Origin of the sequence: Streptococcus sanguinis (assembly GCF_050223295.1) — a bacterium.
Taxonomy (GTDB): domain Bacteria; phylum Bacillota; class Bacilli; order Lactobacillales; family Streptococcaceae; genus Streptococcus; species Streptococcus sanguinis_X.
This window is the reverse complement of sequence record NZ_CP071424.1, coordinates 1,498,013-1,522,493: the sequence shown is the minus strand read 5'-3', so window position 1 is coordinate 1,522,493 and position 24,481 is coordinate 1,498,013. Positions and strand designations below refer to the sequence as shown.

Sequence of the window (24,481 nt, the reverse complement as noted above, 5' to 3'; positions counted from 1 at the left end):
CTGAGGCCACTCTTTTTTGTGAGTTGGAAAATAAGATGATTAGCTTTTTTCTCTTTTATGACTTGTAATGACGATTAAGAAAATCTTATATTTTTGTAGAGGCATTAGTCATATAAATTAACCACTTTTGCTAAATGTTCTTTCATTTTCTCAATCAGATTTGTAGGTTCTATTATTTTAACATTGTCTCCATATACAGTTAATAATGATGATAAATAATCTATTTCATTTAGACTAAATAAGTCTTCGTATACACCCCAAAAGTTGTTATCCTGCTCCCATTTGATTTTTGAAAAATCTAAAATTGGTGTATTTAAGATTCTAATTGTTTTTTTATTAATTTTCATTTTGACCAATAGTTTATTTGCTTCATCACTTTGGGTTTGATTAGCTAGTGCCTCTTCGATAGTTATCTGTTCTTTTACGCTGTGAATATTATCATTGCTAACTAAAGATTTAATTCTATCTACTCGATATGTTCTCATTTCCATTATTTGATTATCTATTGCACAAAAATACCAATAACCATTATCGGAATAGACCCCTATTGGAGACAGCATTTTTTTGTCTGTATTTTTTAAAGAATCATATATTATTTCAATACACTTATTATTTAGACAAGCATTGAATATCTCTTTCAAAAAAGGATTTTTTTCATTTCTCTCAGGAACTTTTAAAAAGAAACACTTTTCAGCTTGTTTTAATTTTTTTAGTAGAGAATCCGAAGAGTTTGAAAGTAATTTTGCAATGACACTTTCGATTTCAAACTGGTAAGGAAAATCTTTGTATTGTGTCATGCTTTTGTAGGTAAGAATTATTGAAATTATTTCATCTTCTGAAAAAGAAATAGGGGGCAACACTTCTTGATGTAACAAAGTGTAACCACCATTTCTACCAACTTCAGAATAAAAAGGCACGCCAAGAAGACTTAATTCATCTATATCTCTTTGAATAGTTCTAGTGGAGACATTAAACTTTTTTGCAAGTTCAGTAGTTGTAAATTTTTTATGATTATTTATATACAACCAAATATCTATTAATCTTGTTGATTTTACCATTATACTCCTTAATACTGACATAAGATGACGTAATTTAATTGTATAATATTTTTAGAAAGAGGTAAAGAAAATGAAAACTGCACTTATATTACTGCTTAATGACTATGCTGACTGGGAAGTTGCTTACATTTCTTCTACAATCAATATGAGCGAAGAATGGTCTGTCAAAACAATTTCTACTCAGAAAGAAGTTAAATCTATAGGAGGTTTGACTACAAAGGTTGACTATCTATTAGAAGAAATTCCTTCTCAATATGATTTACTAATTCTAATTGGTGGGAACTCTTGGACTAATGATGATTCTGATATTATTAATCTAGTTAATAATACTTTAAACAACAATATAATTCTCGGCGCAATTTGTGGTTCAGTTGATTTTATGGCTAGAAATGGTTTATTAAATAATTTTAAACATACAGGAAATGATTTGAGTTTATGGAATACTTTTGACCAATATTCAAATAAAGATGAATTTCAATTTAAGCAAGCAGTAAGAGATAAGAACCTTGTTACTGCAAATGGTACAGCACCAATTGAATTTGAGCAATTAATTCTTGAAAGCATTGATTATGCTGAAAAAGATGAAATAGAAAAAACAATCTACCTCCATAGGTATGGTTTTTACGATTATTCAAAAAAATATGGAAATCCTTTTGCTTAATTAAACTATTGATTATACCGTCAATATTAGACTTTTGAACACATTAATAGGTTGATATTAGCTGATTTTTGTACTGCTAGAAACATTATAGTCAATGGACGGAATCATACTAAAGAACAATTTAAAGAAACTTTTAGTGGGAATATGAGGTGGAGTAAAAGTAGAGTATACGACTATACATAGAATTAAATGAAATCTCAAGATAGAAACTAATATTAAGCCTTGTCCTCAAGGCTTTTTAATATTCTCTGCTATACCTTTTATTCCCAATAGCTTGCAATCATTTTTTTAAAATAGTATACTAGGGCTAGACTATGGAATCGTTTGCATAAAGTTGCGATGAGTTTAATCAGAGAAATCTAGGAGATGAAAAGTATGGAATTAACAGCCATTTATCATAGACCGGAGTCGGAGTACGCTTATCTTTATAAAGAAGGTCAAGTGCATATCAGAATTAGGACTAAGAAAGATGATGTAGAGAAAATAGTTTTGCACTATGGGGATCCTTTTATTTTTCTTGAGGATTCTTATGAAGATGTGAAAGAGATGGTCAAAGTGACCTCTGATGCCTTATTTGATTATTGGCAAGTAGCTGTTTCTGTGCGCTTTGCTAGGCTCCAGTATCTGTTTGAGCTTAAGGATAAAGAAGGTCAAAGCATCTTGTATGGAGATAAAGGTTTCGCTGACAATAGTCCAGAAAACCTTTCTTTAGAAGGCAATGGCTTTAAACTCCCTTATATTCACGAAATAGATGGTTGCCAGGTTCCTGACTGGGTTTCAAAAACAGTCTGGTATCAGATTTTTCCAGAACGATTTGCCAATGGAAATGCTGGAATTTCACCAGAAGGAGCTCTAGATTGGGATTCGTCAATCAGACCTAAAAGTAGTGATTTCTTTGGTGGGGATTTACAAGGGATTATTAATCATCTGGATTATTTGCAAGACTTAGGGATTACAGGGCTTTACCTCTGTCCCATCTTTGAATCTCCGAGTAATCACAAGTACAATACAACAGATTACTTTGAAATTGATCGACACTTTGGGGACAAGGAGACTTTCCGTCAACTGGTGGAGCAAGCTCATCTGCGTGGCATGAAGGTCATGCTAGACGCAGTTTTCAATCATATTGGCGATCAATCCGCTCAATGGCAGGATGTTCTCAAGCATGGTGAAAAGTCACCTTACAAAGATTGGTTCCACGTTCAAGATTTCCCAGTGATGAATGATAAGTTCGTGAATCCCAAAGAACTGCCTTATCATACCTTTGCCTTTGCCAGCTATATGCCTAAGTTAAATACGGCAAATCCTGAGGTCAAAGACTATCTCTTAAGCGTCGCGACCTATTGGATTGAACATTTTGATATTGATGCGTGGCGACTGGACGTGGCTAATGAGATTGATCATCAATTCTGGCGAGATTTCCGAAAGGCCGTTTTGGCTAAAAAACCTGATCTTTATATTCTTGGAGAAGTTTGGCATACGTCTCAGCCTTGGTTAAATGGAGATGAGTTTCACGCGGTCATGAACTATCCTCTATCCGATAGTATCAAGGACTACTTTTTGAGCAGGAGCAAGAAGATCAGTCAATTCATATCTGAGATTAACTGCCAGTCCATGTATTACAAGCAGCAGATTTCTGAGGTTATGTTTAATCTCTTGGATTCGCATGATACGGAGCGCATTTTGGCGACAGCTAAAGGAGATATACAGCTGGTCAAATCTGCACTCGCCTTTCTCTTTTTACAAAGGGGGACGCCTTGTATCTATTATGGGACCGAGCTAGAATTGGGTGGAGGTATGGACCCGGATTGTAGACGGGTCATGCCTTGGGACCGGGTTTCAAGTAGCAATGATATGCTCAATTTTATGAAGAACTTGATTCAGCTTCGCAAGGATGTTGCGGACATTATTCAGCATGCGAAATTTACCCTAGAAGAAACCGAGCCTAATGTACTGGCTTTAGAATGGCAACATGATCGTCAAGTAATCCGAGCCATTTTTAATCAGTCGAATGAGAATTATCTCTTAGACAGAGATTCAGCTGATTTGGTGAGCCATTGCCAAACTGATGACCAACAACTTGTCATCTTACCAAAGGGGTTTGTAGTTTATTGTGATGAGTCTAAAAGGTAATGAAGTTGAAACATAGGAACTCGGACAAACAAGGTCTTAAAAATTCCTTCTTTAAAAGTGTTAGAATTTTTTCATGGTGGTGTAAGATGAAATCAAAAGAACTTCTGAAGAAAAAGTTGATTAATCTAGCTAGTGGGGAGTTGGTCGCTGTTTTAGTATTTTGGATGAATTTTTTCCTGCTTAAAAAGTGGATCTTTACTACCGAAGCCTTCATTTCTATTTCCTTCTCCTTGTTTCTCCTAACTTTTATCTTGATACAAGGTTCCATTTTTTGGTGGATTTTAATCAAGAGGATTTCCAATCCAGGATTTGCTGAAAAGTATACGAGACAGATTTACAAGATATTGAAGAAATTGGATTTTATTTTACTAGCTTCGGGAATTTTTGTGATATTATTGAATCACGGAGAATTTTCCACGTTTATCATTTCTTTTTCGATTTGGATGTTTGCTCTTATAGAGTGGGTAAATTACTTTCTATTGCAATTGTCCTACAGCTTAAATCCTGCTGTTTTATGGAGATACTTTCGACATAGGAAATTGAAAAAGAGTAAAATAGCAAAGGAAATTGAGAAAATCCTATAAATGCTAAGTATTAGCAAAATGATTTCCAAGAGCCGAAAGATGCAAGGAGTGCAATCTTATGCCTAGACCGAAAACCAAAGAAGATTTGTTGTTAGCTGCTAAGGAAAACTATGAGAAGTTACAAACTCTCATTTCCAAATTGTCTGATCAAGAGTTAAATACGCCCTTTGATTTTTCTCGGGATGAAAAGAAGAAAGAGGCCCATTGGAGACGAGATAAAAATGTAAGAGATGTTTTGATTCACCTCTATGAATGGCATCAGCTCTTGTTGAATTGGGTGCATTCCAATCAAAAGGGGCAAGAGCAGACCTTTCTTCCTGCGCCCTATAACTGGAAGACTTATGGAGAGTTGAATCTGGAATTTTGGAAGAAGCATCAAAAAACTTCTCTAAAAAAGGCAACTGGGCTCTTTCATCAGTCCCATCAAGATGTTTTGCACTTAGCCGACACATTTACAAATGAAGAATTATTTTCAAAAGACGTATATAAATGGGTCGGAGGGACTGTACTAGGTTCCTATTTTGTAAGTGCTACCTCCAGCCATTATGACTGGGCCATGAAAAAATTGAAAGCTCATCAAAAAAATGTAAAGCAAAATAGTCTGCAGAAGACAAGAATTAGAGAGAAATAAGAATGAAGAAATACAGCAAAATAATCATGTCCTGCGCCTGCCTGGCTTTAGCTTTTGGGATGGCAGCATGTGCTAGTTCGCAGAAAAATAAAGAAACAAGTCAAACTACATCGACTTATTCAAATCTAAACAGTAAAAAGAGTGTCGAAGAAGTTAAGAGTTTGTTGGCTGCCAACTTGGATAAAGACAGTGTCGATAACTTTGTCAATCTAGTCAATGACTACAATGGACTTGTTGGTTCTACTGGATTAACGGGCGATTTCACTAAGTTTACCAAAACAGAATATGACGTAGAAAAAATCAATCCTCTGTGGCAGGCAAAGAAGGGCGATTTTATCGGGACAAATTGTCGGATTAATACTTACACTTTGCTGAAAAATAGCATCGACATCCCTCAAATAGAAAAAGATGACGAACTCTTGTTCATAGATAATGACTCGATTGACAAGGGCAAGCTCTTTGATGCCAAGGATAAGGAAGAGTTTAATATTCTATTCTCAAGAGTCAAGACTGAAGCGACTCAAGATGTCAAAGTCCATGCTAAGAAGATGGAGGAATACTTCAAACAGTTCAAGTTTAATGAAAAGGCTCGAATGCTCTCTGTCATTGTTCATGACAACCTTGACGGTGATTCTCTCTTTGTAGGTCATGTCGGCGTCTTAGTTCCAGATAAAGACGGATATTTATTTATCGAAAAGCTGACCTTTGAAGAGCCTTATCAGGCGATTAAATTTGCGACCAAGGAAGATGTCTACAAATACTTGCAGACCAAATATAAGGACTACACAGGGGAAGGTTTGGCCAAGCCCTTTATCATGGACAATGATAAGTGGGTAGAGGGTAAGTAGTGTGCTTCAGTTAGTATTAAGAAAAGAGAACTGGGAGATTTAGCGTATGGAATTAAAAGATTTTACAGAAAAGGAACAGGAGCAGATCAATCAAGGGCTCAGCACTGCAGAAATTTCCGATAAGGAAGCTGCCAAAAAGATTCTAGCACTCGTGCCCCAAGAGTGGATTAAGAGGATTCCTTTCTTTGTGAGAGGGCATGCAACGACCAAGACCGTTGAGCGAGTTGCTAAGCAATATCCTGAGTTGTACGCTGTAGCCAAGCAGCAAGGCGAACTTCCTGACAAGGAAAGAGAAGACTTGCGCGGGATTATGACAAGCATTTTTGAAGAAAAGATGAATAAGCATAAGATTAAATGAGTTCTTACTTTGAAAGAAGTGAGAGCCTTAGGAAGTCACTGGAAGCAGTGGCTTTTTCGTTTGTTTATGGACATGATGAGGCTAGTTATTAAAGCTCTATTTGGACGCTGAGTTCTAATTGGGCTTTGGGGCTATTCTCCATGAGAATTATCGGTAAAAATGGTATAATGTTCCTATATTTTCTAGAGGAAAAGGCAGGCTATGAAATTACTTTATACAGATATTCGCCATTCTTTGACCAAGGTGTTGGTGGCTGAGGCTGAGAGCTTGGTGGCTGCTGGTAAGCGAGTCTTTTATATTGCGCCAAATTCGCTTTCTTTTGAGAAGGAGCGGGCGGTTTTGGAGTGCCTAGAGAACAAGGCTTCCTTTGCCATTACAGTGACGCGCTTTGCCCAGATGGCCCGGTATTTTGTCCTCAATGATGTTCGAAAAGGGCAGAGTTTGGACGATATTGGTCTGGGAATGCTGATTTATCGGACCTTGACAGAGCTGGATGATGGAGAGCTTAAGGTCTATGGCCGGATTAAGAAGGATGCCCAGTTTATCCAGCAATTGATGGATCTTTATCATGAACTGCAGACTGCCCAGATGTCCTTTGCGGATCTGGAATTTCTCGAGGATCCTGAGAAGCGGGAGGATCTGGTCAAGATTTTTACAGCGGTGACTGCTGCTCTGAATAAGGGCGATTTTGATTCGTCTTCTCAGATTGCTGCTTTTGCCCAGCATATTCTGTCTGGTGATACGGATGAGGAGTTGAAGAATTTAGCCCTGGTCATTGATGGCTTTACTCGTTTTTCTGCCGAAGAGGAATACTTAGTCGGTCTTCTGCATCGGAAAGGTGTGGAGATTGTCATTGGGACCTATGCCAGCCAAAAAGCCTATCGAGCAGCCTTTCGTGAGGGCAATCTCTATCAGGCCAGCGTGGATTTTTTGAGAAAGCTAGCCGAGGACTATCAAGTCAAGCCTGACTATATCTCTCATGCAGAAGCAGAAGATGCCTTTGGACGGATTTCTAAGATCTTAGAGAGTCGTTATGACTTTTCAGAATCAACGGTTAGTCTTAGTGAGACAGACCGCTCGCAGCTTCAAATCTGGGCTACTATGAACCAGAAAGAAGAGCTGGAGTATGTGGCTAAGTCCATCCGACAGCGGGTTCATGATGGGGCGCGTTATAAGGATATTCGCCTGCTTTTGGGAGATGTGGAAGCCTACCAGCTTCAGCTCAAGACCATTTTTGACCAATATCAGATTCCCTACTATCTGGGGCGGAGTGAGTCGATGGCTCAGCATCCGCTGGTCCAGTTTGTCGAGTCCTTGGAGCGGCTCAAGCGCTATAACTTCCAACTGGAAGACCTGCTCAATCTCTTAAAGACGGGGCTCTACGGAGGTTTGACTCAGGAAGAGCTGGATCATTTTGAGCAATATCTGCGCTTTGCGGATATCAAGGGATCAGCCAAGCTAGCCAAAGATTTCACCGCCAATAGCCAAGGGAAATTTGACCTAGACCGTCTCAATCATATTCGTCGTCGGGTTATGTCTCCATTGCAAGACTTTTTCAAATCCCGCAGCCAGACGGCGTCGGGGCTCTTAGCTAAGTTTACGGATTTCGTCCAAGCAGCCCGTTTGTCTGATAATTTGACGGCTCTGCTACAGGGAGCAAGTCAGCAGGAGCAGGAGCGCCATGAGGAAGTCTGGAAGGCTTTCAGCCATGTCTTAGAGCAGTTTGCTCAGGTTTTTGCAGATAGCAAGGTCAAACTGGATGATTTTCTTGCCTTGATTCTGTCGGGTATGCTTTTGTCCAATTATCGGACGGTACCAGCGACGGTAGATGTGGTCAAGGTCCAGTCTTATGACCTGATAGAGCCTTTAGCAGCTCCTTACGTCTACGCGATTGGACTGACCCAAGAGCGTTTCCCGAAAATCGCGCAAAACAAGAGTCTGCTTAGTGATGAAGACCGGGCTCGGCTCAATGATGCAACGGATTCTCAGGCGGAACTGCAGATTGCCAGCTCAGAAAATCTCAAGAAGAATCGCTACACAGCCCTGTCGCTGATGAATTCTGCTACCAAAGAGCTGGTCTTGTCTGCGCCAGCCTTGGTCAATGAAGTAGAGGACAGCATGTCGACCTATCTACTGGAATTGACTGCAGCTCCACTTTCCTTGCCCATCATTGTCAAAAAGCCTCAGGCTTCTAGTGACGATATTGGCAGCTACCGAGCTCTCTTGTCTCAAATCATTGAGCTCCACCAAGAGGAGATTGACCGAGAGTGGACAGCAGAGGAGCAGACTTTTTGGGCGGTGGCTGTGCGGGTTCTCCGCAAGAAATTGGCAGCAGAAGGCATCAGCATTCCGCAAATCAGCAAGGAACTGAAAACGGAGTCTCTGCAACCGGAAACACTGCAAGCCCTTTATCCAAAAAATCAGCCTCTCCGACTTTCAGCCTCTGCTTTAAACGAATATTTCCGGCATCAGTATGCTTATTTTCTAAAGTATGTTCTGCGCCTGCAGGAAGAGTGGACCATTCATCCAGATGCTCGCAGTCATGGGATTTTCCTCCATCGGATCTTTGAAAAGGTCCTGCAGGATGATTCGTCAGCTGATTTTGACCGGCGTTTAGCGCAGGCTATGGAAGAGACCAGCCGAGAGGCCGAGTTTGAGAGTATCTACAGTGAGTCAGGACAGACCCGTTTTGCGCGCCAGCTCTTGCTAGATACAGCGCGGGCGACCGGCCGGGTGCTGGCTCATCCAAGCGGGATCGAGACCATTGGTGAGGAGACAGGCTTTGGTTCTGCTTCTAAGCCTTTCCTAATCTTGGAAAATGGCAGAGCAGTGACCGTGAGAGGTAAGGTGGACCGAATTGACCGTTTGACCAAGACCGAGAGTCTGGGAGTGGTGGACTATAAGTCTGGCGATATTAAGTTCAGCTTTGAAAAGTTCTTTAATGGACTGAATTCTCAGCTGCCGACCTATCTGGCAGCGATTGAAGAGTTAGCAGACTATCAAGAGGATAAGGGAACATTTGGTGCCATGTATTTGCAGATGACCGATCCGATTGTGGCGCTTAAAGATACCAAGACCTTGGCGGATGCAGTCAGTCAGTCTATGAAGCCATTGCAGTACAAAGGACTTTTTGTGGCTGATGCTGTCAAGGAGCTTGGTCCGCTCTATGAGAAAAATAAGACCAACTTGCTGAGCCAGGAGGAGTTGGACTTGCTCCTGACTTACAATGCTTACCTTTATAAAAAAGCTGCAGAAGGCATTCTATCAGGTCATTTTGCAGTCAATCCTTATACAGAGAATGGGCGCAGCATTGCTCCTTATGTAGAGCAGTTTAAGGCCATTACAGGCTTTGAAGCCAATCTCCATTTGGGACAGGCTCGGCAGCTAGAAAAGTTGGATACAAGCAAGTTTGATAGGCGGCCGACTGGTGAGAAGTTGCGCCAGGCCTGGCTAGAAAAGATGAGGGAGGAGCTGGAAAAATGAAGAGAATTCCTTTTTTAACTGCAGAAGAAATTACTCTTAAGCAAGTCCAAGAAGCGGCTTCGGACAAGCCACAGAAAAAGACAGCAGAGCAGATTGAGGCCATCTACTCCTCTGGCCAGAATATTCTGGTTTCCGCTTCGGCCGGCTCGGGTAAGACTTTTGTCATGGTCCAGCGGATTATCGACCAGATTCTTAGAGGTGTTGCTGTCAGCCAGCTCTTTATCTCAACATTTACCGTCAAGGCGGCAGGCGAGCTAAAAGAGAGGCTGGAGAAGGAACTGGGGCAGGCCTTGAAAGAGGCCGAGAGTCCTGAACTCAAGCAACATTTGGCCCAGCAATTAGCTGACTTGCCAAATGCCGATATTGGTACTATGGACGCCTTTACCCAGAAAGTGCTTAGTCGCTATGGTTACCTGCTTGGTTTGGCACCGAATTTTCGGATTCTCCAGTCTGCCAGTGAGCAGCTGATTCTGCAAAATGAAGTTTTCAGTCAAGTGTTTGATCGTTACTATGACAGCGAGCGTCAGGCTTTGTTTAGCCGTTTGGTAAAGAACTTTACTGGTAAGCGCAAGGATTTATCAGGTTTCCGAGAGCAAGTTTATCGGATTTACAGCTTTCTGCAGTCAACTAGCAGTCCTCAGCGCTGGCTGGAAGAAACCTTCCTCTATGGCTATGAGCACAGCGACTTTGCAGCAGAAAGAGAGCGGGTATTTGACCAAATCAAATCAGCCCTTTGGGAGCTGGAAGCTTTCTTTTCTGCCCATCTGGAGCATGAAGGAAGAGAATTTATAGGTGCTAAATATCAGGAAAATGTCCAAGATGCTCTGAATGTCTTAGCAGGCCTGAATGAACTATCCTCGATAGAAGAAACAGCTCAGATTCTCAAGCAGATCGTGGCACTTTCCCAACTGTCCAATGGTCAAGCCTTTACAGCTCGGGTTGGCAAGAATGCAGACGAGCTCAAAAAAGAAATGGCCAAGGACTACAATGAAGCCAGGAAGCCTATGATTGAGCGGCTGCGAAGCTTTGACCAGCAGCTTTATCAACTGGACTTTATCGAGCAGCATCAGGATGAATGTCTACCTCTGGTTGAGCTTCTGCGGGATTTTGTGGCGGACTTTGCACAGGCTTATTTGGAGCGTAAGAAAGTAGAAAATGCCTTTGAATTTGGTGACATCAGCCATTTTGCTATTGAGATTTTAGAGACTTTTCCAGAGGTGCGTCGCTTTTATCAGGAACGCTACCATGAGGTCATGGTGGATGAGTATCAGGATACCAACCACACGCAGGAGCGCATGCTGGACTTGCTTTCTAGGGGCCAAAATCGCTTTATGGTGGGCGATATTAAGCAGTCTATCTACCGTTTCCGTCAAGCGGATCCGCAGATTTTCAGTGATAAGTTTAAGGCTTATCAAGAGGATAGCAGCCAGGGCAAGCTAATCGTCCTTAAGGAAAATTTCCGCAGTCATCTTGAGGTGCTGGAAGCGACCAACGATGTTTTTAAACGCCTGATGGATGAAGAAGTTGGGGAAATTGACTACAATGAAACCCACTATCTGGTGGCTGGCAATCCAGCTAAACGTGAGCCTAATCCAGCTAACCGCGCTTCCTTCTTAATCTATGAAGGCTCCAAGGAGAGTCCGGAAGAGGAGGCTGATGAAGGCTTGCCACAGGCAGTATCAGCTGGGGAAGTGGACCTAGTCATCAAGGAAATCATCCGCCTGCACAATGAAGAAGGAGTGGCTTTTAAAGATATTACGCTGCTGACAGCATCCAGAACCCGCAATGATTTGATTTTAGCTGCCTTTGAGCAGCACCAGATTCCGCTGGTACCAGATGATGGCGCCGCAAACTATCTGCAGTCAGTAGAGGTATTGGTCATGCTAGACACCCTGCGGACCATCAATAATCCTCTGAATGACTATGCCCTGACCGCCCTTCTCAAGTCTCCTATGTTTGACTTTGGTGAGGACGAGCTGGCTCGGCTGTCCCTGCAGGCCAGTCAAGAGCGTTCTCAAGAAAATCTTTATGAAAAATTGCTCAATGCCCTTGAAGGAAGAGGTTTGAACCCTGCTTTAGTCACCCAGGAACTGCAGAAAAAGCTGCAGCATTTCCATGAGACTCTGCAAGGCTGGCGGACCTATTCCAAGACACATTCCCTGTATGATTTGATTTGGAAGATCTATCAGGATCGTTTCTACTATGACATGGTGGGGACTCTGGCCAATGGTGCCCAGAGACAGGCCAATCTCTATGCCCTCTCTTTGCGGGCCAATGAGTATGAAAAGTCTAGCTTTAAAGGTTTGTCTCGCTTTATTGGGATGATAGACCGTATCTTAGAAAATCAGCATGATCTGGCCAGTGTGCCAGTGGCAGCACCTAAGGACGCCGTTCGTCTCATGACCATTCATAAGAGTAAAGGGCTGGAGTTCAAGTATGTCTTCCTGCTCAATATGGACAAGGCCTTCAACCGTCAGGATAGCAGCTCTGCTATTATCCTTAGCCGGACCAAGGGAGTTGGTATCAAGTATGTAGCGGATGTATCGGTGTCTGTGGAAGACCCCTATGCGCCGAATCAGCTGCGTATTTCTATGGATACGCTGCCTTATCAGCAGAACTTAGCGGAGCTGCAGTTGGCTAGTCTGTCTGAGCAAATGCGCTTGCTTTATGTGGCCATGACGCGGGCTGAAACCAAGCTTTATTTGGTCGGCAAGGGCAGTCAAGAGGCCTTGGACAAGCGTCAGTGGGGCAAGAGCCAACAAGGGCGTTTGTCTGCCAGCCTGCGCAGCCAGCTCAGTAATTTCCAAGACTGGCTCTATGCTATTCAGGCTGTTTTTTCCGATGAGAATCTTGCCTACGAGACCCGTTTTGTCACTGATGAAGAGCTAACTGCTGAAGAGATAGGGCGAATTAATGAGCCTGTGCTCTTTCCAGCGGATGATTTGGCAGATAATCGTCAGTCGGATGATATCCGTCGGGCTCTGGATATTTTGGAAAGCGTGGACCGACTGAATAGCCAGTACCGCTCTGCCATTGAGCTGCCTAGTGTGCGAACTCCAAGCCAGATTAAGAAGTTTTATGAGCCAATCATGGATACGGATGGCCTGGATATCATGGATGAGCGAGCAGCTTTTCGGCCTCAGCCTAACTTTGACTTGCCTGATTTTGGCAAGAAAGCCAAAGTAACTGGGGCTCAAGTCGGCAGTGCTGTTCATGAGCTTATGCAGCGGATTCCTTTAGATAACAGGCCCAGCATGGCTGTACTTCGTTCTGCTTTAGCTCAGGTTCAGGCCGATGACGCAGTCAAAAAGCAGATTCAGCTGCCTAAGATTGCATCTTTCTTCGAGACGGATTTGGGACTCCTCTTGATTGAGAACAGTGACAGAGTTCGTCGAGAAGCACCATTTGCCATGCTCAAGCAAGATGAGGACAGCGGTCAGGAGTTTGTTTTGCGGGGTATTTTGGATGGTTACCTGCTTTTTGAGGACCGAATCATTCTCTTTGACTACAAGACGGATAAATACAAGGCCCCATCTGAGTTGATTGCTCGCTACCGCGGTCAGCTAGACTTATATGCTCAAGCTCTCAGCCGCTCTTATGGCATTTCGCAGATTGAAAAATATTTGATTCTGCTAGGCGGTGAGCAGCTTCAGGTGGTTCAGGTTGACTGATTAGTTTGTCGTGTTCAGAAAGGAAGGAATCCTGTGGAACAGTTAGAACGCATTCAAAAAATGGAAAAGCACCTGAATAAATATTCTCAGGTATTGGCAAGAGCCCAGGAAGCTTTAGCTGAGCTGGAGCGCTGCCAGTCAGATTATATCCAGCTGAGAGACTACTATACTGGTCAGAAATTTTTTGATGATTTAGAGTTCTCGAATGGACCTGATTTCCCTGAAAATATAGCTTGCGGCGTCTTAAGCGAAGATGCTGTCTATGACCTGATGGGGGATCATTTTGAAACAGCGATTAACCTGTTGGATTTGTCCAGCTCTATGCTGAAAGAGCATTAATACATTTAGAAAGAAAAAAATATTTAATTTTTTTCAATTTTCCTCTTGCTTTTTAATAAAAATTCATGTAGAATATTCAACAATAATTGAAAGCGATGAGAGAAAAAGTCTAAGACAAGAAACAGAGAGTGCCTAATGGTGAGACGGTGCGCAATCCTTAGACGACACATTCTTGAGTGCGGATGCGAAATCAGTCAGCAGTCTGAGACTAGTGTCCGACGGCTGATTGCCGTTATCAATCTGGAGTCTCGTACTCCCAGAGGGTCCTCAGGCGACTGAGGTCCGAATAAAGGTGGAACCGCGTGTCAACGTCCTTGCAAAGTTTTTTTGCGAGGGCTTTTTATTATATTGAACTCGGAAGCTTCCCCTATTTTCCTTTAGCAAAGCGGTAAATTTCGTCTTCAATTTTTTAGAAGTTCTAAAAGATAATCAGAGTCAGATAATGGTTAGTGTGTGAAAGAGAGGTGGCAAGATGGTTAAGCTAAAAGGTCTCAGGCAGATCAATCCCTATGTAGCGGGGCAACAGCCCAATGAGCCAGACATGATTAAGCTCAATACCAATGAAAATGCTTATGGACCGAGTCCTAAGGTGGCAGAAACCCTGCAGAACTTTGATGCCCAGGAGTTGCGCAATTATTCCAGTTTGGATCAGGCGGAGCTCTGTCAGGCTTTGGCGGCAAACTTGGGTGTATCGCCCGACCAGCTCATTATTGGTAACGGGAGCGACGACATCTTGTCCATGGCTTTCCTGGCTTTCTTTAACAGCGGCGAGTCGGTCTTATTTCCGGACTTGACCTATGGTTTTTACAAGGTCTGGGCGGATCTTTACCACGTGCCTTTTCGAGAAATCCCACTGACAGATGGTTTTGAGGTCCATCCGTCCGACTATTTTGGAGACAATGGTGGCATTATCCTAGCCAATCCCAATGCCCCGACGGGGATCTATCTGCCGCTGGATCAGTTGGAGGAAATTCTAGCATCCAATCAGGATGTGGTCGTGGTGGTGGATGAGGCCTATATTCACTTTGGCGGTCAATCTGCCCTGCCTTTGCTTGACACTTATCCCAACCTCTTTATCGCACGGACCTTTTCCAAGGATGCTGCTTTGGCTGGTCTGCGGGTGGGCTACGGCATCGGTCATCCAGACTTAATAGCTGTCATGAAAGCTGTTAAGGACTCCATCAATCCTTACTCAGTGGATATGTTAGCAGAGCGCTTAGCTCTTGCGGCAGTGGAAGATTGGGATTATTATCGGGAGACCGGCAGATACATACAAGAGACCCGAGATTGGTTTGCTGGGGAATTGGCTGCGCTGGATTTTCAAGTCCTGCCCAGTCAGACTAACTTTGTCCTAGCCCAGCCTACTAAAATTTCTGCAACAGAGCTTTTCCAGCAGCTAGAGGAGCGTCGGATTTATGTGCGGTATTTTCCAAAAGCAGAACGAATCAAAGACTTCCTGCGCATCTCTATCGGACAGCGAGAGGAGATGGAAGCAGTCTTGGCAGCTATCAAGGAAATTTGCAGCATCTGAGAGTTTGACTCAAAGCCAGCCAGTGTAAGAATAGATCTAGAAAGGAAAGCAGCCTATGAATAAAATCACCCTTCCGATTGGCATGCATGACAAGCTTTTCAAGAGGGCGCGTGTGATTTACGAGATTGAGCGGGACATCAGTGATTTTCTGATGGCTCAGGGTTTCAATCGGATTGACACGCCGACTTTGGAGCACTTCGAGGTCTTCAGTGACCATGTGGAGCCCCATCATTATCATCTTTTCGATAAAAAAGGCGAGCTATTGGTGCTGCGGCCAGATGTAACTAGCCAGATTGGTCGGGTTATTGCTTCGACTAGGGTTCATACGCCGACTAAGTTTTCCTATTCGGGCAAGGTCTTTCACTATCAAGAAGAGCTGCGCGGTCTTGCCAACGAGCTCAGTCAAGCTGGTATTGAGATTATCGGCTATCCAGCTCGTGAGGCGGTGCTTGAGGCTATCAAGACAGCCAAGCAGTCGCTGGATTTAGCGCAGGTTAAGTCTTATCAGTTTGAGTTTTCCCATGCAGCAATCCTGCAGACCATCCTAGAGAGTTTGGCCTTGGATTCGCAGGAGGAGGCCCAGCTGCTAGATTATATTCGCAAGAAAAATCGGACAGGACTCTTTGAATTCACCCAGACCAGAGCGAGTGAATTTGATGATTTTTTGCAGGAGTTGCCCTATTTGTTTGGTCCTAGCCAACAGGTTTTAGCTAGGGCTAGAGAGATAGTTGGCAACGAGCGGATATTGACGGCTCTAGATGATGTAGAGCAGGTTCTGCAGAGCCTATCAGGCTTGCTGGAGCAGACAACGATGGACTTGGGACAGGTGGCGGCCATGCCTTACTATACCGGCCTGACCTTCAAGGTCTTTGGCGACCGAGTACCAGATGCCTTTCTATCTGGTGGTCGCTATGACCAGCTTTTCAAGCGCTTCGGGGCAGCAGAGCTGACAGCTATCGGCTGGTCCCTAGACATTGACAGTGTCTATCAGGCCATTCATGATGACCTGCCGGATGAAGCGAGAAAGGATGGTGAGAGCAGATGAGTCAGATTACCATTGCCCTGACCAAGGGGCGGATTGAGGAAGATACGGTCAAGCTCTTGACCCAGGCTGGCTTTGATATGTCCTTCATGGCAGACAAGGGGCGCAGCTTGATTTTTGAAAGTCCAGACAGTCGCTTTCGCTTTCTCTTGGTCAAAGGGCCTGACGTGACGACCTATGTGCGCCATGGAGTCGCTGATTTGGGCATTGTCGGCAAGGATATTCTCTTTGAGCATCCGACCGGCTATCTGGAGCTGCTGGATCTGAACTTTGGCCTTTGTAAATTCTCACTGGCCTCGGTGCCCAGCTATGACCCTCATGATCACAAGCGCAAGCGGATTGCGACCAAGTATCCGACAGTGGCGACTGATTATTTTAATCAAAAAGGAGAAGATGTGGAAATCATCTCCATCCAAGGCAGTGTGGAGATTTCACCGGTACTGGGTCTGGCGGATGCCATTGTCGACATTGTGGAGACGGGTCATACCCTGTCAGCTAACGGCCTGCTGGTTTTTGAGGACATTTGTCGGGTGTCAGCCCGGCTCATTGCTAATCAGGCTTCCCTGAAAAATAACTCGGATATCATGCCTTTTGTGGCAAGGATTGAATCCCTAGTAGGAAGAAGAGAGGTGGCTTTTAAATGACAATTATCAAGCGTTTAAGCGGAAGTAACGAAGAAATTTCACGGATTTTATACGAAGAGCAACTGCAGCTCAGCCAGCAGAACTTAGATGTGGAAGAAGCGGTGGCTGAGATTATAGAAACGGTCAAACAGGACGGTGACCAAGCTTTAAGAGACTATACCATGCTCTTTGACAAGGTTGAGGTGACAGACTTTGAGATTGGGCAGGAGTTGATTGACCAGGCCTTTGAGGAGATTGATCCAGAGGTCTTGGCCGCCCTGAAAAATGCCCAAGCCAATATCGAATCCTACCACCGCCAGCAGTTGGAGACTGGTTTTGAGGATAGTCCCAGCGAGGGTGTTATCCGTGGTCAGTTGATTCGGCCGATTGAACGGGTCGGCACCTATGTACCTGGTGGCACCGCAGCTTATCCATCCTCCGTCCTCATGAATGTTATCCCAGCCAAGATTGCCGGTGTCAAGGAAATCATCATGATTACACCGCCCCAAGAGCACTTTACCCCAGCGATTTTGGTCGCTGCCAAGCTGGCTGGTGTGGATCGGATTTTCCAAATTGGCGGAGCCCAAGGCGTAGCAGCCCTGGCTTATGGTACTGAGACCATTCCCAAGGTGGATAAGATAACTGGGCCGGGCAATATCTTTGTGGCTACAGCCAAGAAGATGGTTTATGGTGTCGTGGGAATTGACATGATTGCCGGACCCTCGGAGATTGGAGTCATTGCGGATCGTTCAGCCAGTCCAGTCTATGTGGCAGCTGACCTCCTGTCGCAAGCCGAGCACGACAAGCTGGCTCGGGCTATTCTAGTGACTGACTCGGAGGAGCTGGCAGACCAAGTGGAAGCAGAGCTGGATAGACAGCTGAAAGAGCTGCCGCGAGAGGAAATCGCGCGTGCTTCGATTGAGAACAACGGCCGTATCATCCTTGCGCCTTCGAAGGAAGCCATGTTTGAGCTCATGAATCAGGTGGCACCGGAGCATTTGGAAATTGCCATGGATGATGCTTACAGCTATCTGGATCAGGTTGAAAATGCTGGCTCTGTCTTTCTGGGGCATTATACTAGCGAGCCAATCGGTGACTACTATGCGGGAGCCAATCACGTTTTGCCGACTACCAGCACCAGCCGCTTTTCATCAGCTCTAGGTGTCTATGACTTCATCAAGCGCATCCAGTACACCCAGTATAGCCGTGCTGCTGTAGGGGCAGCTGACAAGGATATTACTAGTCTGGCCTATGCAGAAGGACTGCAGGGACATGCCAAGGCCATCAAAGCCCGCAGACAGGAAAAATAAAAGGAGTTGCCATGAGACAAGCTGAAATCAAGCGTAAAACGCAGGAGACCGATATTGAACTGGCTGTGAATCTGGACCAACAGGAGCCGGTAGCTATCGAGACTGGTGTCGGATTCTTTGACCATATGCTGACCCTTTTTGCCCGCCACAGTCGAATTTCTCTGACGGTCAAGGCTGAAGGCGACCTTTTGGTGGACAGCCACCATACGGTTGAGGATGTAGGCATCGTATTAGGACAGGCTCTGCGTCAGGCTTTGGGAGACAAGGCCGGCATCAACCGCTACGGTACTAGCTTTGTGCCTATGGATGAAACGCTGGGTATGGCCAGCCTGGACCTATCCGGTCGCTCTTATATGGTCTTTGAGGCTGATTTTGACAATCCCAAGCTTGGGAACTTTGACACCGAGCTGGTAGAGGAATTTTTCCAAGCCCTAGCCTTTAATCTGCAGATGAATCTGCACCTGAAAATCCTTCATGGCAAGAACAGTCACCACAAGGCAGAAAGCCTCTTTAAAGCGACTGGACGAGCTCTACGGGAGGCTATTACCATAAATCCAGAGATTCATGGAGTTAACTCCACCAAGGGCTTGCTCTAGCTTGCCCTTCTGAGTGAAAGGAGTTGATGTAGAGATGATGATTGTTATTGATTATGACGCGGGAAATACTGCCAATGTTCTCCGTGCTCTAGCTCATGTCGGAGTAGAAGCGCGCCTGTCAGCTGATCCGCAGGAAATTTTAGCTGCCGATGGTTTGATTTTACCAGGTGTCGGTGCTTTTCCTACTGCCATGCAGGAGTTGGAAAAGCGAGGGCTGGTGTCAGTTATACAGCAGGCTGTGGCCGATGGTAAGCCTCTCTTGGGCATTTGCTTAGGCATGCAGCTCCTGCTGGAGTCTGGATTGGAGAATGGTCAAAGCTCTGGACTGGGTTTGATTCCCGGTGTTTGCCGCCGGATTCCGGACCAGGCTGGTCTGCCTGTACCTCACATGGGCTGGAATGACTTACAAATCCAGCAGTCGTCTGCTTTGACAGCCGGTCTTGAGGGCCAGTCAGTCTATTTTGTCCATAGCTACTACACAGATGTTCCGAAGGAGTACTTGGACGTGACGGCTGATTATGGGCTGCCTATCCCAGCCATGATTCACCGAGGATCGGTCTTTGGCTGTCAGTTTCACCCAGAAAAGTCAGGTGCTGTAGGCCTCGGTATCCTAGAGAAGTTTAAGGAGTATGTCTATGAAAATACTGCCCGCTATTGATATCAAAGACGGCCAGGCCGTCCGCCTTTTTAAAGGGGATTTTAGTCAGAAGACGGTAGTCAATCCCGATGTTTTGGAGCAAGCTCGAGTTTTCAAAGAAGCCGGGGTTACCATGATTCATGTGGTTGACTTGGACGGAGCCTTAGAAGGTCGGGCGGCCAATCGAGATCTGATTGCCCAGATTAAAGCGGAAACTGGTCTAGCTATCCAAGTCGGGGGCGGCATACGCAGTCTGGATCAGATTGAAGATTACCTGGCGGTCGGTATTGACCGTGTCATCATCGGCTCTATGGCTGTGAAGAATCCTGCCTTTGTTGAGGCCGCACTAGAGTGCTTTGGAAGCAGCAAAATCGTGATTGGCATTGATGCGAAAGCAGGGCTGGTTGCGACTGAGGGTTGGCTGGAAACCAGCAATCAGGACTATATCAGCCTAGCATTGGCCATGGAAAAAATTGGCGTCCGTCTCTTTGTCTATACGGATGTGGACCGAGACGGGACTCTGACTGGCCCCAATATCCAGCATTATCAAAAATTGCTAGCAGCGCTCAAGGATGCTCAAGTCATTGCCTCTGGCGGCATTCAGTCAGCAGAGGATTTGGAAGAGCTGAAAAAGCTGGGCTTGGCTGGTGCCATTGTGGGGAAGGCCTATTACAGTGGACGAGTTAGCCTAGAGCAGATCAAGGAAGCAGAAAGGGGCTAGCCATGCTGAAAAAACGAATCATTCCCTGTCTGGATGTCAAGGACGGTCGGGTGGTTAAGGGTATCAACTTTGTTAATCTGACTGATGTGGGCGATCCAGTTGATGCGGCCAAGGCTTACTATGAAGCCGGCTGCGATGAGTTGGTTTTTCTGGACATTACCGCCACCCATGAGGAGCGAAACACAACGGTCGAGATGGTCCGGCGCGTGGCGGAGCAGGTTTTCATTCCCTTTACCGTCGGGGGCGGGATTCGCACGGTTGAGGACATGAAGCGGATGCTCCAAGCTGGGGCGGATAAGGTTGCAGTTAATTCCTCAGCACTGGCAAATCCTCAGCTTTTAGCTGACTGCGCTGAGAAATTCGGCAGTCAATGCGTGGTTCTGGCCGTGGATGCTAAGAAAGAAGCGGATGGCAGCTGGCATGTCTATCTGGCTGGCGGCCGCAAGGACAGCGGTCGCGACCTGTTAGACTGGGTTCAAGAAGCTGTCAGTCTCGGAGCGGGGGAAATTCTTCTGACCAGTATGGACAAGGACGGGACCAAGTCTGGTTTTGACTTGCCTATGCTGGAAACCGTCTCCCAAGTGGTTTCCGTTCCTATCATCGCCTCTGGTGGTGCTGGCAGTAGCCAGCATATCCTAGAAGTTTTTGAAAAGACTGCAGCGACAGGTGCTTTAGCAGCCTCGATTTTCCATTATGGTCAGGTCTCCATCGCAGAGACCAAAAAAGCCATGCTGGAAGCTGGATTGGAGGTGCGCATCTGATGACAGAAGTAAAGTTAGATTTTCAAAAGCAAGGCGGTCTTATACCTGCCATTATCCTAGACCACACCAGCAAAGAAGTCCTCATGCTGGCCTATCTCAATGAAGAAGCCTACCAACTGACCCGCACTAGCGGACAAATGTGGTACTGGAGTCGGTCACGTCAGGAGCTTTGGCATAAGGGAGCCACCAGCGGCCACTACCAGACCGTCAAAAAAATCACAGCTGATTGCGACTTAGATACCCTGCTGATCGAGGTTGACCAACTGGGAGCAGCCTGCCACACCGGTGCCAAATCCTGCTTTTTCCATCCAATCTGGGATGAACAAGCCAGCAAAACTGACTAAAAGCTCCCTTGCCTTACTTTTGTACTCGGTTAATGCAAAAATAAAACTAAGAAGTCAGTATCGAGCCACCAGCCTGCCATTGGAAAGAATTGCTTTTTATAGTAAAATAAGGACAGTAACAAGGAGATACTATGCTAGAAACCCTCTATCAAGCAGCCCTCAAACGCAAAAAAGAGCCCAAGGAAGGCTCCTATACCAGCTATCTCTATGACAAGGGGCTGGACAAGATTCTCAAAAAAGTCGGTGAAGAAGCGACTGAAGTAGTCATTGCGGCCAAAAACGCTGATAAGAACGAGATGGCCAATGAGACAGCTGATCTGCTCTACCATCTGGCGGTCGCTCTCGTCGAGACCGGCGTCAGTCTGGAAGAGGTCGAGACCGTCCTCCAGGCCCGTCAGGGCAAGCAGAGCCGGATTCACGACCGACCTGAAATTGACCATTACTAAGCGGATATAAGATCTACAGAAAGGCGGTCTAGCATGCGCGACAACCATCTTCATACCTATTTTTCCTATGATTCTGAGGCAGATTTCTGTGACTATCTGGACCATTATGAGGGCGAGATTGTCACCACTGAGCACTATGATTTGTCCAATCCCTACCCTTATGAAGCGGCCTCACCCCATGATGATGTACCTGACTATGCGGCCTATTCAGCAAAAATAGCTGAGCTGAACCAGCAATATGGAAACCGCATCAAAAAGGGCATTGAAATTGGCTATTACGCTCCGCGTAAAGACGATATTCTAGCTTTCCTAGCGGACAAGGATTATGACCTCAAGCTCCTGTCCGTCCACCACAATGGCAGTTTTGACTATCTGGAAGATCCTGTCCTGCAGCTGGATAAGATGGAGCTGATTCCCTCCTACCTGAGAGAGTTAGAAGAGGCTATCGAGGCTGTGCCAGCAGATGTACTAGCTCACTTTGACTATGGTTTCCGAAAATTTGCGCTTACCGTAGAGGAGTTAAAAACTTTTGAACCAGAGCTACGACAGCTTTTCCAAAAGATGATTGACCACGATTTGGCCTTTGAGCTCAACTGCAAGTCCATGTACCTCTATGGACACGAGGAACTCTATATCTACGCTCTCTCTCTAGTCAAGGAGCTGGGAGGTCAGCGCTTTTCAGTGGGATCAGACGGCCACAAGCTGGAGCATTTCCGCTTGCAATTTGACCGAGTTGCCAAAATCTTAGCGGAGGCCGGCATAGACGAGGAGCAGTTGATCTAGAAGGAGAAATCATGGCCGAGATTAGGCCCTTAAAATCAGAGGAAATCCCGCTCTTAGAGTAATTTCTTTACCAAGCTATTTTTATTCCCCAAGGTCTAGCGCCGCTTTCTAGAAGAATCCTGAAAGAGTCAGATTTAGAGATGTATATCAAGGACTTTGGTCAGCAGCCAGATGATTGGGCTTTAGCAGCAGAAGTGGACGGTCAGCTGGTCGGAGCAGTCTGGGTTCGCATCATGAAAGATTACGGCTATTATGACGACCAGACTCCCTCTTTGTCTATTTCATTCCTGCCTGACTTCAGAGGCCAAGGTCTAGGCCAGCAGTTGATGACGGCCATGCTGGACTTGCTCAAGGCCAAAGGCTACCCAAGTGTCTCCCTCTCCGTTTCAAAAGACAATCCTGCCCTTCGCTTTTATCAAAGACTGGGCTTTGTCACGGTTGAAGAGAGGGAAGATAACTATTTGATGCTGTGCCGATTGTAACAAGAAAAGAAAACTCATGAAACTAGAACGATTAATCTATATTCTACTAGCCCTTTTGAATAAGAGGCAGATAACAGCTAAAGAAATTGCTGAACGTTTTGAAATATCTACCCGCACAGTATATCGAGATATGGATACGCTCAGCTTAGCCGGAATCCCTATCTACTCTGAACGTGGAGATAAGGGCGGCTTTTATATACCTGATGACTACAAGATGGACAGCAGCTTTTTCACAGAAGAAGAAAAGCAGTTTATCATCAATATGAGCCAAAATGTTGGCAAAATTGTTGGACATCCTAGTTTTGACAGCATTGAGCATAAGCTTACTTCTCAAGAGGCGACCGATAAGGTCAATCCATTTTATTTTGATCTCAATTCATGGTCTCTTAATACAAATTATTTACTTGAGATTGAACAGGCTATACAAACTGGGAAGAAAATTTCCTTTTCCTACTATTCTAAAAAACAAGAACAAAGCCGGAGAACGATTTTTCCATACCGTCTGATTTTTAAACTAAATGCTTGGTATGTTATCGGATATTGCTTAGACAAGTTAGATTTTCGTTTTTTCAAACTTAGCAGGATTCGTGATTTGCAGCCAGTAGAAGAGGCTGTCGATGTTGGAGATTACCCACTTTTATCTCAAGAAAAGTTAGAGCTTTTTCTAAATCCATCCAAAGATAAAGTTGAGGGCAGTAAAGAAGAAATAGAGCTAATTTTTGAAGAATCTGCACTTCCAAAGATTTATGACCATTTCACAGAAGAAGAAATCACTGTTGAGCAAACAAGGATAAAGGTCCATGCTCTCAGAGCATTGACACCAGCCTTTTTCGAATTGATTTTAAGTTTTGCTCATCAAGTAAAAGTCATATCACCAAAAGAACTGCAGGATAAATTAATTGATTCTCTTCAAAAAAATCTTCAGCAATATGACAGACTGTAGTCATATTGCTTTTTGTATAATCTTAAATGGCTTGAAGATCTCATTGTTTGAGTGCTTGCCTAAATTATTTTTGGAGGTTCCAAATGGATACAAGAACATTAGCAGAAAGCTATTTTACCGCAGTCAATAAAGGTGGCTGGGAAGATTTCGTAACTGAAAACTTTAATTATGGAATGTGCGACAGTCAGGAAATCAGGCGAGGTCGTGATGTTTATCTGCAAGGTGCAGGTCAATTCTATGCTTTAAGTCAGCATCTTGAAGTGAAGAAGTTATTGGTAGAGGGGCGAGAAGCAACAGCTTTAAATCGCTATCGCCTGCAGTCGCCGAGCGGAAAAGAACTAGAATTGGATGTCGCAGAATTTTTAAAATTTGACGAATCAGATAAATTGATTGCATCTACTATTTACTTTGATACTCATCGTTTCCAAGAGTTTATGCAAGGGAAGTAGGCATGTAGAAAAGTCACCGAATGGTGGCTTTTTTCAGTAACCAATGA

General features: G+C 44.7%; 24 protein-coding genes. 23 read left to right on the top strand and 1 reads right to left on the bottom strand.

The annotated features are described in order from the left end of the window. Positions 1 to 104: 104 nt before the first annotated feature. On the bottom strand, positions 105 to 1,058 hold the full coding sequence (locus tag J1C77_RS07450; RefSeq protein ID WP_002920848.1) for a helix-turn-helix transcriptional regulator: 954 nt from the start codon (positions 1,056 to 1,058) through the stop codon (positions 105 to 107). A gap of 70 nt (positions 1,059 to 1,128) precedes the next feature. Between J1C77_RS07450 and J1C77_RS07445 the strand changes: the two genes are divergently transcribed. The 23 genes from J1C77_RS07445 to J1C77_RS07335 all read left to right on the top strand — a co-directional run bounded on the left by J1C77_RS07445 (position 1,129) and on the right by J1C77_RS07335 (position 24,434). Beyond that, a complete protein-coding gene (locus J1C77_RS07445; RefSeq protein WP_002920850.1) occupies positions 1,129 to 1,719 on the top strand; it encodes a type 1 glutamine amidotransferase family protein in 591 nt (196 codons plus the stop codon). 366 nt (positions 1,720 to 2,085) lie between these two features. After that, on the top strand, positions 2,086 to 3,852 hold the full coding sequence (locus J1C77_RS07440) for a glycoside hydrolase family 13 protein (protein ID WP_002920852.1): 1,767 nt from the start codon (positions 2,086 to 2,088) through the stop codon (positions 3,850 to 3,852). Positions 3,853 to 3,938: 86 nt separating this feature from the next. Further along, positions 3,939 to 4,436, top strand: a complete 498-nt coding sequence (locus J1C77_RS07435; RefSeq protein ID WP_042763175.1) for a hypothetical protein — start codon at positions 3,939 to 3,941, stop codon at positions 4,434 to 4,436. Between the two features lie 58 nt (positions 4,437 to 4,494). Beyond that, positions 4,495 to 5,067, top strand: coding sequence for a ClbS/DfsB family four-helix bundle protein (locus tag J1C77_RS07430; protein WP_002920854.1), 573 nt, complete (start codon positions 4,495 to 4,497; stop codon positions 5,065 to 5,067). Between the two features lie 2 nt (positions 5,068 to 5,069). After that, complete coding sequence (locus J1C77_RS07425) at positions 5,070 to 5,915, top strand: DUF4300 family protein (protein WP_002920855.1); 846 nt, start codon at positions 5,070 to 5,072, stop codon at positions 5,913 to 5,915. Positions 5,916 to 5,961: 46 nt separating this feature from the next. Continuing rightward, positions 5,962 to 6,273, top strand: coding sequence for a hypothetical protein (locus tag J1C77_RS07420; protein ID WP_002895124.1), 312 nt, complete (start codon positions 5,962 to 5,964; stop codon positions 6,271 to 6,273). A 201-nt stretch (positions 6,274 to 6,474) separates the two neighbouring features. Next, positions 6,475 to 9,756 (top strand): ATP-dependent nuclease subunit B, encoded by a 3,282-nt coding sequence (gene rexB, locus J1C77_RS07415; RefSeq protein WP_002920857.1) that lies wholly within the window; start codon positions 6,475 to 6,477, stop codon positions 9,754 to 9,756. Then, positions 9,753 to 13,427, top strand: coding sequence for a helicase-exonuclease AddAB subunit AddA (addA, locus tag J1C77_RS07410; protein ID WP_002920859.1), 3,675 nt, complete (start codon positions 9,753 to 9,755; stop codon positions 13,425 to 13,427). Before rexB ends, addA begins: the two co-directional genes overlap by 4 nt. A gap of 33 nt (positions 13,428 to 13,460) precedes the next feature. After that, positions 13,461 to 13,766 (top strand): DUF4298 domain-containing protein, encoded by a 306-nt coding sequence (locus tag J1C77_RS07405; protein ID WP_002920867.1) that lies wholly within the window; start codon positions 13,461 to 13,463, stop codon positions 13,764 to 13,766. Between the two features lie 472 nt (positions 13,767 to 14,238). Beyond that, a complete protein-coding gene (gene hisC, locus J1C77_RS07400) occupies positions 14,239 to 15,297 on the top strand; it encodes a histidinol-phosphate transaminase (protein WP_002920869.1) in 1,059 nt (352 codons plus the stop codon). Between the two features lie 55 nt (positions 15,298 to 15,352). After that, a complete protein-coding gene (locus J1C77_RS07395) occupies positions 15,353 to 16,342 on the top strand; it encodes an ATP phosphoribosyltransferase regulatory subunit (RefSeq protein ID WP_002920870.1) in 990 nt (329 codons plus the stop codon). Beyond that, complete coding sequence (hisG, locus tag J1C77_RS07390) at positions 16,339 to 16,983, top strand: ATP phosphoribosyltransferase (protein WP_002920871.1); 645 nt, start codon at positions 16,339 to 16,341, stop codon at positions 16,981 to 16,983. The genes J1C77_RS07395 and hisG overlap by 4 nt, the downstream gene beginning before the upstream one ends. Further along, positions 16,980 to 18,272, top strand: a complete 1,293-nt coding sequence (gene hisD / locus J1C77_RS07385) for a histidinol dehydrogenase (protein WP_002920872.1) — start codon at positions 16,980 to 16,982, stop codon at positions 18,270 to 18,272. Before hisG ends, hisD begins: the two co-directional genes overlap by 4 nt. An 11-nt stretch (positions 18,273 to 18,283) precedes the next feature. After that, positions 18,284 to 18,868 carry an imidazoleglycerol-phosphate dehydratase HisB gene (gene hisB / locus J1C77_RS07380; RefSeq protein ID WP_002920873.1) on the top strand — a complete coding sequence of 195 codons (585 nt, stop codon included), beginning with the start codon at positions 18,284 to 18,286 and terminating at the stop codon, positions 18,866 to 18,868. Between the two features lie 34 nt (positions 18,869 to 18,902). After that, positions 18,903 to 19,526 carry an imidazole glycerol phosphate synthase subunit HisH gene (gene hisH, locus J1C77_RS07375; RefSeq protein WP_042762810.1) on the top strand — a complete coding sequence of 208 codons (624 nt, stop codon included), beginning with the start codon at positions 18,903 to 18,905 and terminating at the stop codon, positions 19,524 to 19,526. Continuing rightward, positions 19,504 to 20,226 (top strand): 1-(5-phosphoribosyl)-5-[(5-phosphoribosylamino)methylideneamino]imidazole-4-carboxamide isomerase, encoded by a 723-nt coding sequence (gene hisA, locus J1C77_RS07370; protein ID WP_002920875.1) that lies wholly within the window; start codon positions 19,504 to 19,506, stop codon positions 20,224 to 20,226. Before hisH ends, hisA begins: the two co-directional genes overlap by 23 nt. Before the next feature lie 2 nt (positions 20,227 to 20,228). Further along, a complete protein-coding gene (hisF, locus tag J1C77_RS07365; RefSeq protein ID WP_002904742.1) occupies positions 20,229 to 20,987 on the top strand; it encodes an imidazole glycerol phosphate synthase subunit HisF in 759 nt (252 codons plus the stop codon). Then, positions 20,987 to 21,331 (top strand): phosphoribosyl-AMP cyclohydrolase, encoded by a 345-nt coding sequence (gene hisI, locus J1C77_RS07360; protein WP_002904741.1) that lies wholly within the window; start codon positions 20,987 to 20,989, stop codon positions 21,329 to 21,331. The genes hisF and hisI overlap by 1 nt, the downstream gene beginning before the upstream one ends. A 131-nt stretch (positions 21,332 to 21,462) precedes the next feature. Continuing rightward, complete coding sequence (gene hisE / locus J1C77_RS07355) at positions 21,463 to 21,777, top strand: phosphoribosyl-ATP diphosphatase (protein ID WP_002904740.1); 315 nt, start codon at positions 21,463 to 21,465, stop codon at positions 21,775 to 21,777. 33 nt (positions 21,778 to 21,810) lie between these two features. Next, positions 21,811 to 22,560 carry a PHP domain-containing protein gene (locus J1C77_RS07350; protein WP_002920876.1) on the top strand — a complete coding sequence of 250 codons (750 nt, stop codon included), beginning with the start codon at positions 21,811 to 21,813 and terminating at the stop codon, positions 22,558 to 22,560. 77 nt (positions 22,561 to 22,637) lie between these two features. Further along, positions 22,638 to 23,042: a GNAT family N-acetyltransferase gene (locus tag J1C77_RS07345; RefSeq protein ID WP_235787704.1), complete on the top strand. Its 405-nt coding sequence runs from the start codon at positions 22,638 to 22,640 to the stop codon at positions 23,040 to 23,042. A gap of 16 nt (positions 23,043 to 23,058) precedes the next feature. After that, positions 23,059 to 23,985, top strand: a complete 927-nt coding sequence (locus tag J1C77_RS07340) for a helix-turn-helix transcriptional regulator (protein ID WP_002920877.1) — start codon at positions 23,059 to 23,061, stop codon at positions 23,983 to 23,985. 83 nt (positions 23,986 to 24,068) lie between these two features. Next, on the top strand, positions 24,069 to 24,434 hold the full coding sequence (locus J1C77_RS07335; protein ID WP_002904735.1) for a hypothetical protein: 366 nt from the start codon (positions 24,069 to 24,071) through the stop codon (positions 24,432 to 24,434). Positions 24,435 to 24,481: the final 47 nt, after the last annotated feature.